Here is a 14693-nt window from a genome sequence, read left to right as displayed (position 1 = left end):
TTATAATAGCAACGGATTAATTGAAAAATCGGGACATATCGCCTTGCCTTAAGGTCGAACGGTTGAACCGCCCGGCATGGAGCAATTCATTGCGAAGCAATTTCCTTAATTCAACTTCCGTCAATTCCTTTTTCGGCTTCTTTTCCTTTTCGGATTCGCGCTGCCTTTTCTCCTTGTTGACGAGGAACAACTCCCTGATTCCAGCCATATTGACGCCCTTGTCAATCAGATCCTTAATTTCAAGGAGCCTGTCAATATCATTCAAACTGAACATTCGCCTATTCCCTTCAGTCCGAGCGGGAGAAATCAATTGGTGCTCTTCATAATAGCGGATTTGCCTCGCGGTCAAATCGGTCAGCTGCATCACAATTCCAATCGGAAACAGCGGCATGGAGCGGCGGATCTTGCTTCCCCCCATGATTTCTCCTCCTTATCGTGACTTACAAACTGAATTATATTCCAATGTTAAAAAATCTGTCAATACTATGTTAGGTTTCCTTACATGGGAATTAAAAAATTTTCCCAGGCTGAAAAATCAGGAAACCATTGATGAAACGGCTTTTGCTTTTTCCTATTTTGAGCTGAACATCCTAAAAAAGATTCCTGTTGAAACCGAAATCAGGATGCCGAAAAGGAAAAATAGGCTAATATAGCCGAAGCCTTCACCAAGTGGCGGAACATTCCACATGCTTGCCAGGCCGGCTGCGCCTTTCCGATTGTTTGAGCCACATGCTGAGAAGCCCTTTTTTGCACAACGGCATTTTCAGTCCCTTTAGGCTTATTCCCTATTTTCTCTACTTTAATAGCCAAAATTGAAAAAAGCTTATAGAAATAAATACAGGTGTGGACAAAAAGTACCCATTTATGCAACCGCCTTTATAAAAATATAAAGAAGGCACCTGTTCGAGAGGTGCCTTCTTCTCTATATCAATCCTTCTTCAATCAGCCGGTCAAGTGCCAGGCAGATGGCGATTTTCACATGGGAATACGTAAGCCCTCCCTGCACATAAGCTGCATAAGGCGGCCGCAATGGCCCATCTGCGGTAAGCTCAATACTTGCTCCCTGAATAAATGTGCCCGCAGCCATGATAACATCGTCTTCGTATCCAGGCATGTAGGCGGGATATGGAGTAACGTAAGAATTAACCGGCGACGAAAACTGGATTGCCTGGCAGAACGATACCATCTTTTGGCGGTCATTGAACTCCACCGCCTGGATAAGGTCTGTTCTTGGGGCATCCCATTTAGGAAACGACTTCATCCCGAACCGCTCAAGCATCGCCGCTGTAAAAACAGCCCCTTTCAGCGCCTGGCCCACAACATGTGGTGCCAGGAAAAATCCCTGATACATTTCATGGAGGCTATAAAGCGACGCGCCAGCTTCGGCTCCGATTCCCGGTGAGGTCATTCGGTAGGAACATGCATCTACGTACTCCTGCTTTCCAACGATATAACCGCCCGTTTTTGCAATGCCGCCACCGGGGTTTTTAATCAGGGAACCAGCCATCAGGTCGGCACCCGCGTGGCACGGCTCCTCCAATTCCACGAATTCGCCATAACAGTTATCGACGAAAACAACAACGTCCGGCTTGATTTCCTTTACAAAACGGACCATTTCACCGATTTCCGCAACCGTAAATGACGGCCTTGTCGCATACCCTTTGGAACGCTGGATGCCAATCATTTTCGTATTCGGTTTGATTGCGGCAGAGACAGCGTTCCAATCGATGCCACCTTCTTCTGTAAGCGCCACGCTATTGTACGAAATCCCGAATTCCTTTAGCGACCCATTCCCGGCCCCGCGGATTCCGACGATTTCCTCAAGCGTGTCGTACGGCTTCCCTGTTATGTAGAGTAGCTCGTCGCCCGGCCTTAATATTCCGAACAGGGCGATGGAAATTGCATGGGTGCCTGATATGATTTGCGGACGGACAAGACCTGCTTCCGCTCCGAATACATCCGCATAGATGCTCGCGAGCACGTCCCTTCCTGTATCATCATAGCCATAGCCAGTGCTTGGGGTGAAGTGCGAGTCGCTCACCCTGTGCTTTTGAAAGCTTTGCAGTACCCTGAATTGATTCGTCTCAATTATTTCATCTATTGCCCTGTGGATATTGGCAATTTGTGTTTCCACCTCCCGCGCAGCCTGGCTTAGGCGTTCTCCGTGCTTCAATTGCTTATACATGGTGCTTCTCCAATCTATCATGTAAATTTTTGCAGCTGGACCTTTCCGACGAAGAGTCTTCGTCTTTTCCAGCTTATATTGTGAATTTTTGCAGCTGCCCAGCAACCTGATGGTCCCTTAACGCATAGCCTGTGCAGCGATAAACTTGGTCATTTTCCTGGAAAGAAAGCTCCCTTAGGATCGTTTCGTTTTTCAGCATCGACAAAAGCTTTCCTTCATTCGCCGGAACGAGGACATTGTATGGCTCCATCATTGCGATGGCCGTTTCTTCAATTTTCTTTTTCAACGCGTCGCGGTCTTCTTTGTCAAATGCTGATATAAAGGCAGTCGGTGTATCAGCGGTCGGAACGAAATCAGGATGCTGAATGTCCCGTTTGTTGTAGACCGTCAGCTGCGGGATGTCTTTCACATCAAGCTCCTCAAGCAGCCTGTTAACCGTCTTTTCATGGTGAAAATAATCCGGGTTCGACATGTCGACTACGTGAAGTATTAAATCCGCTTCCCTTACTTCCTCGAGCGTGGACCGGAAAGCCGCGATGAGCGAAGTCGGCAAGTCCTGGATGAATCCCACCGTATCGGTGATCAGGCAAATGAATCCGCTTGGTAAAATTATTTTCCGGGTCATCGGGTCGAGTGTCGCGAAAAGCTGATTTTCCTCGTAGGAGTCCGCTTCTGAAAGCCTGTTGAACAACGTGGATTTCCCAGCATTCGTATAGCCGGCAATCGCGATTTGGAACGCTTTGTTCTTTTTCCTGCGCTCCCGGTACCTGTCTCTGTGCTGGACGATGATGGCAAGCTGCTGCTTGATTTCATCGATCCTTCTTCGGATATGCCTCCGGTCCGATTCAAGCTTTGTTTCCCCGGGACCCCTTGTGCCGATTCCGCCTCCAAGCCGGGAAAGCTCCGTCCCCTGGCCGGCAAGCCTAGGTAGTATGTATTGCAACTGGGCGAGCTCGACCTGCAGCTTGCCTTCTTTCGAGCGGGCCCTTTGCGCGAAAATATCAAGGATTAATTGAGTTCTGTCTATAATTCTGGCATCAAGCTCCGTTCCAAGGTTCCGTTTTTGGCTCGGAGACAATTCGTCATTAAAAATTACAATATCGGCCTCAAGCTGTCCGACGAGCGCCTTCAGCTCTTCTACCTTTCCTTTACCAATATAAGTGGCGGGGTGGATCCGCTCACGCTTTTGGACAACAGAAATCAGTACTTCGCCCTTCGCAGTTTCAGTCAAGGAAACAAGCTCTTCCATTGAATACTGAAAGCGAAGGTCATCGTCTTCGGTCGTCTGGCAGCCGACTAGGATAGCTTTTTCTTTTTCCATCTTTACTTCCATGCGCCACACTTCCTTCACCATAATCTTGTTCCCATCATAACAAAAGTTTGGTGATTTCTCTATGTTGGCCTAGTTTTCGGAATGAATAAATGAGGTTGCGGATAAATGATAAATTCTGGTTTCGGTTGGAGTAGGTGAGGTTTGAGTGACATAATTTTTGGATTTTGGTCCATCAATGTCACTCATTCGGGTTTGAGTGACTTCCTTTTTTGGATATTGGCTGGACAATGTCACTCATTCGGGTTTGAGTGACTTCCTTTTTGGATTTTAGCCCTACAATGTCACTCATTCGGGTTTGAGTGACTTCCTTTTTGGATTTTAGCCCTACAATGTCACTCATTCGGGTTTGAGTGACTTCCTTTTTGGATTTTAGCCCGACAATGTCACTCATTCGGGTTTGAGTGACTTCCTTTTTGGATATTGGCTGGACAATGTCACTCATCTGCGTTTGAGTGACTTCCTTTTCGGATTTTGGCCGAACAATGTCACTCAACCGATTTTAAGGAACATCCTCTCCGGATAATGTCACTAATCCTGCAATCAATTGGCTTCTTATTCAACTTTGTGGATAGGTCCCCTCAGCCCAAAGAAAAAAGAGGCCGCGGCCTCTTTTTCAACTACTCTTTCACGTATTGCATTAATGTTTCTGGATCAAAGCCAAGTACCCAGTGGCCATTGACTTTTGTTTGCGGCACGCCCATCTGCCCTGTTTCGTTCACCAGTTTTTCAGCGGCGGCGCGGTCGTTCTGAACATTCACTTCACTATAGTCCAATCCTTGAGCCTCAAGGAAGTTTTTCATCATTGTGCAGTACGGTCAAGTGTTCGTTGTGTAAACAATAATTTCGTTCATTTCAATTGCCTCCTTATTAATTTCTACCTGTTTAGGTATTATTGTCCAAATTCTCTTTTCGTGCAATGAATCTGCTTTGCCTCGTTCTTTGCAAAAGAGGATACAATATTGTCATTCCCTTATTACACGGATTTAACCATAATGCTTTTTTAACTATTTGCGTTCCTTACCAAATCATTGGAATAATTTTTTTAAAAAACAAAAAAGCCCCGTTTTTGGGGCAAGTTAGCCATCTTCAAAAACAAGGTCATTGCTTCTGAGTGTCATGAGATCATGCCGGTCGTAGCTGTTTTGAATAAGTAGCCTCATCGCCTGGGCGCGGATCGATTTTTCGATGATGTTCCGGATGTATCTGCCATTCGAGAAGCTGTTTGGCGACAGGACCGATTTGATCCAAATGAGATGCTCCCTTAATTTCTTTTCGGCCTCATGGCTGAGCGAATATTCCCTTTCCTTTACCATCCTGTCCGCAATGTCCATTAGCTGATCAATTTTATAATCGGGAAAATCAATCACGAGGGGAAACCGTGAATGGAGGCCGGGGTTCAGCGACAGGAAATAATCCATTTCCCGTGAATAACCGGCAAGGATAAGGATAAATTCATGCTGCTTATCTTCCATATGTTTGACTAGTGTGTCGATCGCTTCTTTTCCGAAATCCTTTTCCCCGCCCCTCCCGAGCGAGTAGGCTTCATCAATGAACAGGATGCCCCCCATCGCCTTTTTGACAAGGTCGCGCGTTTTCTGCGCCGTGTGTCCGATGTACTCACCCACCAAGTCCGCTCGTTCCGCCTCGATCAGATGCCCTTTTGAGAGGACATTCATTTTTAAAAAAAGCTTGCCAATCAGCCTGGCGACGGTCGTCTTCCCAGTTCCGGGATTCCCCTTAAACATCATATGCAGTGCCTGCTTCTTCGCTTTCAGGCCAGCCTCTTCCCTTTTTTTATTAATATATATCCAGGCATAAATTTCTTTAATCGTTTTTTTCATTTCTTCCATTCCGACAAGAGAGCCGAGTTCTTCTTCAATTTCCTTCAATGCCGCGTGCTCTATTTTCTGTACCGCCTTGGGCAGAGAGGGTTCGTGCTCACGCAGAAGTGCCGGATTTCGTTTCTGGGTATTCAGGACAATGCTGATTTGGCCATTGTCTTTCATGCGCATCGGCTGGTCCAAAGCTTTCACCTCTCAGAATCCTTCTCTTTTGCGCGGATTCCGGTTCCCGACCGGAGAATTAATCCTTCATACTATCCTATTCGCCCATGGGGAAAACATTTCTTTTTTGCCAAAAACACCTTTTCGGAGGGGACATTTTGAATTTATCCGCCACTTCAAAACACGAAAAAAGGCCCGGCTCATTAAAACCGGACCTGTTTCATTTTAAATTTTTACTGCCCCTGGCCTTCGAGGTCGAGCTGGACATTGCGGGCTGGCGCGAACGTTGAGATGGCGTGCTTGTAGACAAGCTGCTGTTTTCCTTCAGATTCGAACAATACGGTGAAGTTATCAAATCCTTTGATTTGTCCCCTTAGCTGGAAACCGTTCAAAAGGAATACGGTAACATTCGTGTTATCCTTGCGAAGTTGGTTCAAAAATTGGTCCTGGATATTGATGGCTGTTTTCATTTAAAATCCTCCTCTATAGTCTCTACATTTTATGTATTCGATTTAAAGTTCAAGCTTTCCTTCCACATACTTGAATATTTCCGGAATTATTTTTGGGAAGGCATCTGTATCTGACATATCATACCATTCCACGTCCATCTTGTTTCGAAACCAGGTAAGCTGGCGTTTTGCATACCTTCTTGTATTTTGTTTCAGGGTATCGACCGATTCCTCCAAAGTCGAAGTTCCGTCGAAATAGCTATAAAACTCCTTATACCCGATTGCCTGGATGGATTGGCAATCACGAAGGCCCATATCGTAAAATTTCTTTACCTCGTCGACGAGCCCTTCTTCCACCATTTTGTCAACGCGCCGATTAATCCTCTCGTACAGCATTTCCCGCTCCATCGTCAAACCGATGATGGCGGCGTTGTAGAGGAGTTCCGGCTTGGTGGATTTCTGGACTTCGGCTAGGGGCATGCCAGTTGATTTCACTATTTCGAGAGCCCTGATGACCCTTCTCACATTGTTCGGGTGAAGCTGTTCCGCCGCTTCGGGATCGAGATCCGCCAATTCCCGATGCACTGCCTCGTTGCCCTCTTCTTCGGCTTTCCTTTCCAGCCTGGCGCGAAATGCCTCGTCTGCAGGCGCTTCGGAAAATTGGTAGTCATAGAGCACGGACTGGATGTAAAGGCCTGTGCCGCCGACAATGATCGGGAGTTTTCCCTTGGATGTGATTTCGTCGATTTTTTCCCTGACAAGGCTTTTGAATTCGGCAACCGAAAAACTTTCTTCCGGGTTTTTAATATCAATGAGATAATGGGGAATACCTTCCATTTCCTCTTCGGTTACTTTTGCCGTCCCAATATCCATCCCTCGGTAAATTTGCATTGAATCTCCGCTGATCACCTCGCCATTGAAGTGTTTCGCCATTTCAACTCCAAGCCTCGTTTTTCCCACCGCGGTCGGACCAACAATGACGACTAATTTTTGCAAGCTTTCCAAATTGCCTCACACTGCCCTCTCATACTGGATGCCCTTATTATACACAATGAAAGCGCAGGAACCAAACCGTAGCAAATCCCGTTCAAGTATCGACGTTCTTTTTCAATCTTATTCTAACTGAATTGGTTGCCTTGCATAAATTTACATGTTTCTTTACAGTTCGATAACGAATGCGTTACATTCGGCAGTCTACCCCCATAGCAATGGTAATCTAATAGAAGTCTATCTTGTGAGGGAGATTTCACTTTGCTCCCGTTGATTACGAGATTTTCAGGGCATTTCGCCCTGCCTTCCGAAATTTATGAATGGGGGATTTGAGAAACATGTTTACATCTGCTGAAATCGGAATTGATTTAGGAACCGCAAATATACTTGTTTACAGCAAACATAAAGGAATTGCCGTCAACGAACCTTCCGTTGTAGCCATTGATACGGAAACGAAAAACGTCCTTGCCGTCGGGAAGGAAGCGAAGGAAATGATCGGCAAGACGCCTGGTAAAATTGTCGCCATCAGACCTCTCAAGGACGGGGTGATTGCCGATTACGACATGACCACGGAAATGCTCACCCATATTATGAAGCAAGCCTCGAAAAAAATCGGCCTGTCGATGAGGAAGCCGAATGTGGTCGTCTGCACGCCATCTGGTTCCACTAGTGTCGAACGACGCGCCATCCACGATGCTGTCAGGAACGCGGGCGCCAAGAAAATCCACTTGATTGAAGAGCCTGTCGCCGCTGCTATTGGCGCGGGGATGCCGGTTGACGAGCCTGTCGCCAATGTGGTCGTCGATATCGGCGGCGGAACGACTGAAGTCGCCATCATTTCATTTGGCGGCGTTGTTGCCTGCCATTCAATCCGAATTGCCGGCGACCGCCTGGACGATGACATTATCAAACATGTCCGGAGCGAATACAATGTCCTGATCGGAGAACGGACCGCAGAAGCAATCAAAATGGAAATCGGCTATGCGCTTGTCGACCATCAGGAGCTTCATATGGAAATCCGCGGCCGCGACCTCGTAACAGGCCTGCCGAAAACCATTACACTCTCTTCCTATGAAATTAGGGATGCCATTAAGGAATCGCTTCTTCACATCCTTGAAGCAATCAGAGCGACACTAGAGGATTGCCCGGCTGAGCTTAGCGGCGACATCGTTGACCGCGGCGTTATTTTAACAGGAGGCGGCGCATTGATGAAGGGGATGGAAGAATGGCTTTCAACTGAAATCTTCGTTCCTGTCCATGTCGCGGAAAACCCGCTTGAATCGGTTGCGATTGGTACAGGCAAAGCGCTCCAGTACATCGGAAAGCTGCAGACTGTCGCGAAATAGCAGTCTTTCAGCAAAAAAACAAAGCACGCCTTGATTTTAACGGGTTCGGTTTTGAAGAACAAAATTCGAATTAGCAGTGCTTTTCGTAGTGTAATTCGCAGTTGAATTAGCAAACACTTTAGCAGTAAAATTAGCACAAAAAAGCTCGAAGCATTATGCTTCGAGCTTTCTTTATAGTAGTGCGTTGTTCAACTAAAGCACCCGTTACTATAAGAAGGAGAATGTCGTTTACATCACAATCGGTTTGCGAAGACCCTCCATTCTTAAATTGGTCACAATTTGAGACCTTTTTTATAACCCAAGAAAACATACCCACTAAGACATAGCTGTATAATGCTAAGGATTAAAAAAGGACCAGTTACTATATACATTTCACCTACAGCAATGTACTGAAAAGCCAACCCGAAAAAGAAAACGGCTCCCATAATGGCAGATGCATACCACGAACTGTTATGACGTTTTTTAAAACTAAACACGGCCGCTATAATATTACCCAGTCCAAATATGACGATTGCGAGAACCCCAGGCATAACCCAACTATCAAAAGGGAGCCTGGATGCCCACTATCAGGATATTCCTCAGCAAAGATTGTTCCACTACTTGACAACACCATTTGAGCTCCTATCCAAATTGCACCTGTCGCCAAAAACAAATCATAAATGCCCAACATCCTTGCTCTTATTGTTTGCTTCATCTTTTCCCCCCATAGTTATCTTAAAAAGCTCCACACTGCTCAATAATTTTCCCCCAATTTTTGAAATCAAATTAAACAACACTATTAACTAACCCACCAGTTTGCTTTTGTGATCTCCGCATTATTATTTTGCACTATAAATATTCTATATATATAGATATTCTATGTATAATAATATAAAAAAACTTAACCATTAGTCAATAATTCCACAAACTTTTTCATATACAACGCTGCCCCGTTTGTTGAATATTCCTAATGATTAATATTCGTTTAATGTGGAAAGCAACTTTTGGGCAAGATGTCGTTCATTTTTATGTACATAAAAATCGTAAATAACAGATTGTCTAAATTTATCGGCACTAAACGGTTGACCAGGTGAACTATTCGGGGATTGTTTCTTTACTTTATACTTCAAGCCACCATTTTTGAATATTTGGGCTACTTTAAAATAATCATTGTGATTTGTTGCCGTATATACTAATTCTTTATTAAATAAAAAGTCTACTATAGACAATTGAACTCCCCCCTTAAAACCACATTAATACATTTTATTGAATTCCTTTATTATACTAAACTCCCTTATGTTGAATATGCTCTTCATTAATTTTAACATAAATACCCAAAAACCTAAGTTCTATTTTTAACTAACCAATTCAGCATAGCAATTAGCATACGAATTCGCACGCTGACAATAACTTCAGTCACTCTGCTAAAAGGGGTGCGAATTCGAGTGTTAAACGCTACAAAACGCACAGAAATCCCTGATATATCGATAAAAAGATGCAGTCCAATTCAGTTGCGAATTTGGACTGCTAATTAGTGTGTGAATTAAGTTTTTGTACTCGAAAACCGAATCCGTTATCTTGATTTTGGCGTGCTTTTTGTTTTCGAAAAAAAAGCCCAGCCCTCATTGATTGAGCTAAGCGAACCACTATCGATTCTATGTGTTCTTTTACTAAAGAACATTGATTTAATTACTTTTTTCACAAACCCAACAGCTTTAAAAGATAAAAAGAAAACAATATATTACGCCAATCAACAACAATAAAATTGGTACAAGAAATGACTTTGAACTTTTGATATACTTCCATTCAATAAATGAATCAAATCCATAAATGATTGCCATCAAAATTAGCAAAAAACTTTTTATGGTCACTTCATCCGTTCTATCTATTACAAAAAACAGAAGAAATAAACCCGTTATGACGAGTATAATTCTTCCCATTAAGTAAAAATACTTTCCATCCGTTTCGGAAATATACTGCCCTCCTGGTCCGACTATCCATCTCCTTAAGAAATATTCTGATATTGGAAGAAGCAATATTAAAATTAGTAAGGCAACATACATGATAACCCCCCTCTACATTTTCCACCAACTTTCCTTCATCTTAACATAACTAGTTGGTTCTACTTGGATTTAAATTCCAAAAAGTTATGTAATTTAATCACAATGTCTTTAAATCTGAAAAGAGTGCCAAATGATAGACATTTTGGCACTCTTGACATTTTTATTAATCTGTTACGGGGAATGTCCAGTAATTTTTTTAAAAAAATATAATCAAGCCTTTGTAAGGCTGATGTCCTTAAAAAAGGAGCTAGCTTTGGCAAGCCCGTTTCCTTAAAATAATCAAACTTCGCCCAGCCCGTTTTCCTTTAAAATCTCTATGAAATGGGCTAGGATACGGGCGGTCAGGCCCCAGATAATCCTGCCTTCATAATGGTAAAAATACTCCTCCATATGCCTGCCCCGCCAGTTATAATTTTTACCCCCTGGAACCCAGTCGAAAGGAAAATTCTCCTCAGGTTCCGGCTTAAAATGGATATGGTAAACTTCGGGCTTTGCCACCATGAAGAAGCTGAGCGGAACCGTAAACACCTCGCCTACCTCAGCTTCATTCGGTTTGATTGCATCCGCATCCCGAATGAAGCCGGCAAACGGGTAGATAATCATGCCGAATGGGGAGATCAGGTAATCAAGCGGCTGAACTCCCGAAATGGAATCCCGCTTAATTCCAAGCTCTTCGCAGGTTTCCCTGATGGCGGCTCCCTTTTCATCCGGATCCTCCGGGTCGAACCGCCCGCCAGGAAAACAAATTTCGCCTGGCTGCCGGCGGAGATTCATCGACCGCACCTCGAACATGACCGATACTCCATTTTCCGTCTCGATGAGCGGCAGGAGGACGGCGTATTTGGAATAATTTTCGCTCCCCAATATCTTCGGCGTATGCTTCTTTAATTTTTCAATGATTGAATCAGGAGTCATTCGTCATCATCCCCATTTTTCTATACCCTTTGCAATTTCAGGTTGTACCTGTACACCTCTTCATCCGATGACAGCTTGAATCCAAGCCCCGGATTGAAATCGAGTGTGATTCGTTTGTACAGATGCTTTTGGCTTTCTTTCGAAACAAGGACCGGAACGCCCTCCCCCTCAAAAAGATCGTCATCTTCATTCTTTTTATCGATTTTCAGGGAGTACTCCGCATAGATTGAACAGCTCCCGATAAAGACAGCCTCTATCCGGATCCCTTCCCCGTCCTCGAGATTGGCTTTTTTCAATTCTTCAAGTGCTGCGGGTTTTATGATAATCTCCATTATTACCATCCTTTTTAAAAATAGCTATTCGCTTGGTTTGTATATTTTTCGCAAAAAAATCAAAAGGTGCCGCATGGCAGCACCCTGTTGTCCGTCTGGTGTATTTAGCTTACACTTTGGAAGCGGTCCGATTCGCTCGATTATTCCGCCGCCGATTCAAGCGTGACTTCGATGTTTCCTCGGGTTGCCTTTGAATACGGACAGAATTGATGGGCTTTTTCGACAAGGTCCTCAAGTTTTTCCTGCTCGATTCCTTTCCCTTTTACTTGGAGAGTGACAGCGAGCTTGAAGCCATCATCCTGTTCGTCTTTCAATAAGCTTACATTCGCGGTTACCTCAGAGTCAAACTTTATGCGCTCCTTCTTTGCCATCAGCTGCAGCGCTCCGTCAAAACAGGCTGAGTAACCCGCTGCGAAAAACTCCTCGGGATTTACCGCGTCAGGAAGTTGTTTCGCTCTGTCGGTACCTGGCATTGCCAAATCCATGTCGATTTTTCCATCGGAAGAACGGACATGTCCTTCCCTTCCTCCAGATGCTGTAGCAGTTGAAGTAAGAATTTTTTCACTCATGATTACATCCCCTTTAACGGTTAGTCTCTTTCCCTTTTCCACTACCCGGACAACCATAAACCCGTCCAGGGCGGAATGCAGTTGACAAGCTATGCATAATGTATAAGTGTAATAAATTTGTCACTATCATCTATCCACCAGGCCCTCGGACATTGTAGAATGAAAGGACAGGTTGCTGTCGAAAGCGGAAACTTTAAGCAACCCATAGAAGGACGCGCAAGGGGAGAAACTAGTTGCAGCACAATTCCATTACAATCGATACCAACAAGACCATCATTACTTTGAGCAACACCGGTGAAACAATTGACAATTCCCGTTTTGAACCGGGTAAGGAATATGTCGTTACCATCCAACTGACAAAAGTTAAATAAACATAAATAAAAAACATCCCCTGCCGAAAAAAACAGGGGATGTTTTTATTTTATGCAAATGCTCTTTCCAAGAAGGTCTCAGCAAAGTAAATCCATTACATAACGCGTTTGAACATCTTCTCCATTTCATACGAAGTAAAATGGACAATAATCGGGCGGCCGTGCGGACAGGTGAATGGGTCCGAAGCGCTACGAAGATCATCAAGGAGCGCCTGGATTTCGTCATTCCGCAAATGGCGGTTCGCTTTGATGGAGCCTTTGCAGCTCATCATAATCGCAGCTTCTTCGCGAAGTTTTTTAATATCCACCTTCTTCATGGAGAGCAATTGTTCAATCATTTCCTCGATGACTTCCTTTTCCTCGCCCTGAGGAAGCCATTGCGGGTGGGACCGTACGATGAAACTATTCGGCCCGAACTCCTCAAGGAAGACGCCGACCCTTTCAAGTTCTTCCTTGTATTCATTGATTTTCACACAGTCATCGGTTGAATATTCAAAGGTCAGCGGGACAAGCATATCCTGTAGCTCGCTTTCTACTTGCCCGACCTTTTCGCGGAAAAATTCATACTTCAGCCGCTCCTGCGCCGCATGTTGGTCAATTATATAAAGTCCGTTCTCATTCTGCGCGAGTATATACGTGCCGTGCATCTGGCCAATCGGGTACATGCGGGGTACGCGTTCAGGAGCCGCAGTGTCAGATTGAGCCGTGCCGCCAGAAGCGAAATCGGGTTCGCCTTCCATAGGTAACGGCTGCGGGCTCACATCTTCGGCTTTCGGCAGGAACATTTCCTTCACCTGATCCGGCAAACTCGACCAGGACGTTTCCTGCCCAGAAGTCCGCCTCGATGGGTACGAAGTAGGCGATTGTGCCTGTGAGGTTGGCCTTTCAATACCTGTTTCGGTTCGCTGCACCGCGCCGCCCTGAAAATTAGAAGGTACTTGTGCCACCGCCCCGGTTGGTGATCCAGTCCCTGAAGGTGTTTGGTCCCCAAAACTTTGAAGTCCATCTGAGCTTGGGGTTTGTTCCGGGCCATTATCAAGTTCCAAGAAGATTTGTTCGGATTTTGGTTTTTCAGTCCGTTCAGGTTTGAACCCTGACGGGATGAGCTGTTTTTGCTTGAAGGCAGCCGAAATCGCCGACTGGACGAGTTCAAACAATTCGGCTTCCTTGCTGATTCGTACTTCCATTTTAGAAGGATGGACGTTCACATCGACGAGGATCGGGTCCATTTCAACGTTCAGTAGCACGATTGGATACCGGCCAATCGGGAGGAGCGTGTGGTACCCCTCCATGACCGCCTTCGCGAGCCCGTAGTTCCGGATAAACCGGCCGTTGATCATCGTCGAAATGTAATTCCGCGACGCCCTTGTTACTTCTGGGAGGGACGCATAGCCGCTAATCTTGTAATCGAGTGATTTCCCCTCAATCGGCACGAGCATCTTCGCGATTCCCATACCGTAAATCGCGGCAAGCACCTGGCGGACATCCCCATTTCCATTCGTATGGAGAAGCTTTTTCCCATTATGGACGAGCCGGAACGATACCTCGGGATGGGACAACGCAAGCCTATTGACCAAGTCCGTGATGTTGCCAAGTTCCGTATGGATTGTTTTCACATATTTCAGGCGAGCCGGTGTGTTGAAAAACAGATCAGTGACCGTAATATCCGTTCCCCGCCTGCTCGGCGCCTTTTCGAATGCGGTTTCCCGCCCGCCTTCGATTACAATCCTTGTTCCAGCTGAGTCGCCCGTCGATGTTTTCATTTCCAGCCGGGAAACCGAAGCGATACTCGGGAGAGCTTCCCCGCGGAAACCAAGCGTCCGAATTCTGAACAAATCCGCTTCATCCTTGATCTTGCTGGTTGCATGGCGATGGAATGCTTTCGCCACATCGTCCTCGGAGATGCCCTCCCCGTTATCGGTAATCCTGATTTTCGCAAGTCCAGCTTCTTCAACCTCTATTTCAATGATGGTGCTACCCGCGTCAAGGGCATTTTCGGCCAGCTCCTTGACAACGGATGCCGGTCGTTCGACAACCTCGCCAGCCGCTATTTTATTCGATAACGCGTCATCAAGCTGAATGATTTTGCCCACGGACACACCTCCTGTTTATTACCGATGACAGTCTAGCCGAACTGGGAAAAAGGTGCTCCGCTGCG

At 45.4% G+C, this 14693-nt stretch carries 17 protein-coding genes; 2 read left to right on the top strand and 15 right to left on the bottom strand.

The genetic code is table 11. From position 1 onward, the window contains the following. Positions 1 to 16: 16 nt before the first annotated feature. From V1499_RS09775 to miaA, 8 genes are all read right to left on the bottom strand, one after another. Positions 17 to 418, bottom strand: a complete 402-nt coding sequence (locus V1499_RS09775) for a MerR family transcriptional regulator (RefSeq protein ID WP_409275808.1) — start codon at positions 416 to 418, stop codon at positions 17 to 19. 504 nt (positions 419 to 922) lie between these two features. Beyond that, positions 923 to 2185, bottom strand: a complete 1263-nt coding sequence (locus tag V1499_RS09770) for an aminotransferase class I/II-fold pyridoxal phosphate-dependent enzyme (protein WP_409275806.1) — start codon at positions 2183 to 2185, stop codon at positions 923 to 925. Positions 2186 to 2258: 73 nt separating this feature from the next. Beyond that, positions 2259 to 3518: a GTPase HflX gene (gene hflX / locus V1499_RS09765; protein WP_409275804.1), complete on the bottom strand. Its 1260-nt coding sequence runs from the start codon at positions 3516 to 3518 to the stop codon at positions 2259 to 2261. Between the two features lie 178 nt (positions 3519 to 3696). Further along, positions 3697 to 4011 (bottom strand): hypothetical protein, encoded by a 315-nt coding sequence (locus V1499_RS09760; RefSeq protein WP_409275802.1) that lies wholly within the window; start codon positions 4009 to 4011, stop codon positions 3697 to 3699. A gap of 124 nt (positions 4012 to 4135) precedes the next feature. Then, positions 4136 to 4369 (bottom strand): glutaredoxin family protein, encoded by a 234-nt coding sequence (locus tag V1499_RS09755; protein WP_409275800.1) that lies wholly within the window; start codon positions 4367 to 4369, stop codon positions 4136 to 4138. Between the two features lie 225 nt (positions 4370 to 4594). Next, positions 4595 to 5542, bottom strand: coding sequence for a stage V sporulation protein K (gene spoVK, locus V1499_RS09750; protein WP_409276269.1), 948 nt, complete (start codon positions 5540 to 5542; stop codon positions 4595 to 4597). Between the two features lie 212 nt (positions 5543 to 5754). Next, positions 5755 to 5991: an RNA chaperone Hfq gene (gene hfq, locus V1499_RS09745; RefSeq protein WP_053366255.1), complete on the bottom strand. Its 237-nt coding sequence runs from the start codon at positions 5989 to 5991 to the stop codon at positions 5755 to 5757. A gap of 42 nt (positions 5992 to 6033) precedes the next feature. After that, positions 6034 to 6975, bottom strand: a complete 942-nt coding sequence (miaA, locus tag V1499_RS09740) for a tRNA (adenosine(37)-N6)-dimethylallyltransferase MiaA (protein ID WP_409275798.1) — start codon at positions 6973 to 6975, stop codon at positions 6034 to 6036. A gap of 323 nt (positions 6976 to 7298) precedes the next feature. Between miaA and mreBH the strand changes: the two genes are divergently transcribed. Next, entirely contained in the window at positions 7299 to 8306 is a 1008-nt protein-coding gene (mreBH, locus tag V1499_RS09735) for a rod-share determining protein MreBH (protein ID WP_409275797.1), read from the top strand. Between the two features lie 481 nt (positions 8307 to 8787). Here the strand turns inward: mreBH and V1499_RS09730 are convergent, their stop codons facing one another. The 6 genes from V1499_RS09730 to V1499_RS09705 all read right to left on the bottom strand — a co-directional run bounded on the left by V1499_RS09730 (position 8788) and on the right by V1499_RS09705 (position 12164). Further along, the gene (locus tag V1499_RS09730; protein WP_409275795.1) at positions 8788 to 9000 is read right to left on the bottom strand and encodes a hypothetical protein; all 213 of its coding nucleotides are present in this window, start codon (positions 8998 to 9000) and stop codon (positions 8788 to 8790) included. Between the two features lie 259 nt (positions 9001 to 9259). Next, positions 9260 to 9514, bottom strand: coding sequence for a hypothetical protein (locus V1499_RS09725; RefSeq protein WP_409275793.1), 255 nt, complete (start codon positions 9512 to 9514; stop codon positions 9260 to 9262). Between the two features lie 486 nt (positions 9515 to 10000). Further along, positions 10001 to 10348 carry a DUF4181 domain-containing protein gene (locus V1499_RS09720; protein WP_409275791.1) on the bottom strand — a complete coding sequence of 116 codons (348 nt, stop codon included), beginning with the start codon at positions 10346 to 10348 and terminating at the stop codon, positions 10001 to 10003. Between the two features lie 279 nt (positions 10349 to 10627). Further along, a complete protein-coding gene (locus tag V1499_RS09715; protein ID WP_409275789.1) occupies positions 10628 to 11263 on the bottom strand; it encodes an NUDIX hydrolase in 636 nt (211 codons plus the stop codon). Between the two features lie 20 nt (positions 11264 to 11283). Further along, entirely contained in the window at positions 11284 to 11595 is a 312-nt protein-coding gene (locus tag V1499_RS09710; RefSeq protein ID WP_409275787.1) for an iron-sulfur cluster biosynthesis family protein, read from the bottom strand. 140 nt (positions 11596 to 11735) lie between these two features. Continuing rightward, the gene (locus V1499_RS09705; RefSeq protein ID WP_409275785.1) at positions 11736 to 12164 is read right to left on the bottom strand and encodes an organic hydroperoxide resistance protein; all 429 of its coding nucleotides are present in this window, start codon (positions 12162 to 12164) and stop codon (positions 11736 to 11738) included. Between the two features lie 233 nt (positions 12165 to 12397). On the opposite strand from V1499_RS09705, the gene V1499_RS09700 reads away from it, so the two are divergent. Continuing rightward, a complete protein-coding gene (locus V1499_RS09700) occupies positions 12398 to 12535 on the top strand; it encodes a hypothetical protein (RefSeq protein ID WP_409275783.1) in 138 nt (45 codons plus the stop codon). Positions 12536 to 12630: 95 nt separating this feature from the next. On the opposite strand, the gene mutL is transcribed toward V1499_RS09700, so the two are convergent. Then, positions 12631 to 14628, bottom strand: coding sequence for a DNA mismatch repair endonuclease MutL (gene mutL, locus V1499_RS09695; RefSeq protein ID WP_409275782.1), 1998 nt, complete (start codon positions 14626 to 14628; stop codon positions 12631 to 12633). Between the last annotated feature and the right edge of the window lie 65 nt (positions 14629 to 14693).

The sequence above is a fragment of the Neobacillus oceani genome, assembly GCF_046237595.1.
GTDB classification, from domain to species: domain Bacteria; phylum Bacillota; class Bacilli; order Bacillales; family Cytobacillaceae; genus Bacillus_D; species Bacillus_D oceani.
The sequence above is the reverse complement of the archived record's forward strand: the minus strand, read 5'-3'. Positions and strand labels throughout refer to the sequence as shown.

Bases quoted from the DNA above. Each gene is read 5' to 3' on its own strand.
- V1499_RS09705 (WP_409275785.1), bottom strand. From the start codon at position 12,164: ATGAGTGAAAAAATTCTTACTTCAACTGCTACAGCATCTGGAGGAAGG.
- mreBH (WP_409275797.1), top strand. From the start codon at position 7,299: ATGTTTACATCTGCTGAAATCGGAATTGATTTAGGAACCGCAAATATA.
- V1499_RS09715 (WP_409275789.1), bottom strand. From the start codon at position 11,263: ATGACTCCTGATTCAATCATTGAAAAATTAAAGAAGCATACGCCGAAG.
- V1499_RS09730 (WP_409275795.1), bottom strand. From the start codon at position 9,000: ATGAAGCAAACAATAAGAGCAAGGATGTTGGGCATTTATGATTTGTTT.
- V1499_RS09710 (WP_409275787.1), bottom strand. From the start codon at position 11,595: ATGGAGATTATCATAAAACCCGCAGCACTTGAAGAATTGAAAAAAGCC.
- hfq (WP_053366255.1), bottom strand. From the start codon at position 5,991: ATGAAAACAGCCATCAATATCCAGGACCAATTTTTGAACCAACTTCGC.
- V1499_RS09720 (WP_409275791.1), bottom strand. From the start codon at position 10,348: ATGTATGTTGCCTTACTAATTTTAATATTGCTTCTTCCAATATCAGAA.
- V1499_RS09770 (WP_409275806.1), bottom strand. From the start codon at position 2,185: ATGTATAAGCAATTGAAGCACGGAGAACGCCTAAGCCAGGCTGCGCGG.
- V1499_RS09775 (WP_409275808.1), bottom strand. From the start codon at position 418: ATGGGGGGAAGCAAGATCCGCCGCTCCATGCCGCTGTTTCCGATTGGA.
- hflX (WP_409275804.1), bottom strand. From the start codon at position 3,518: ATGGAAGTAAAGATGGAAAAAGAAAAAGCTATCCTAGTCGGCTGCCAG.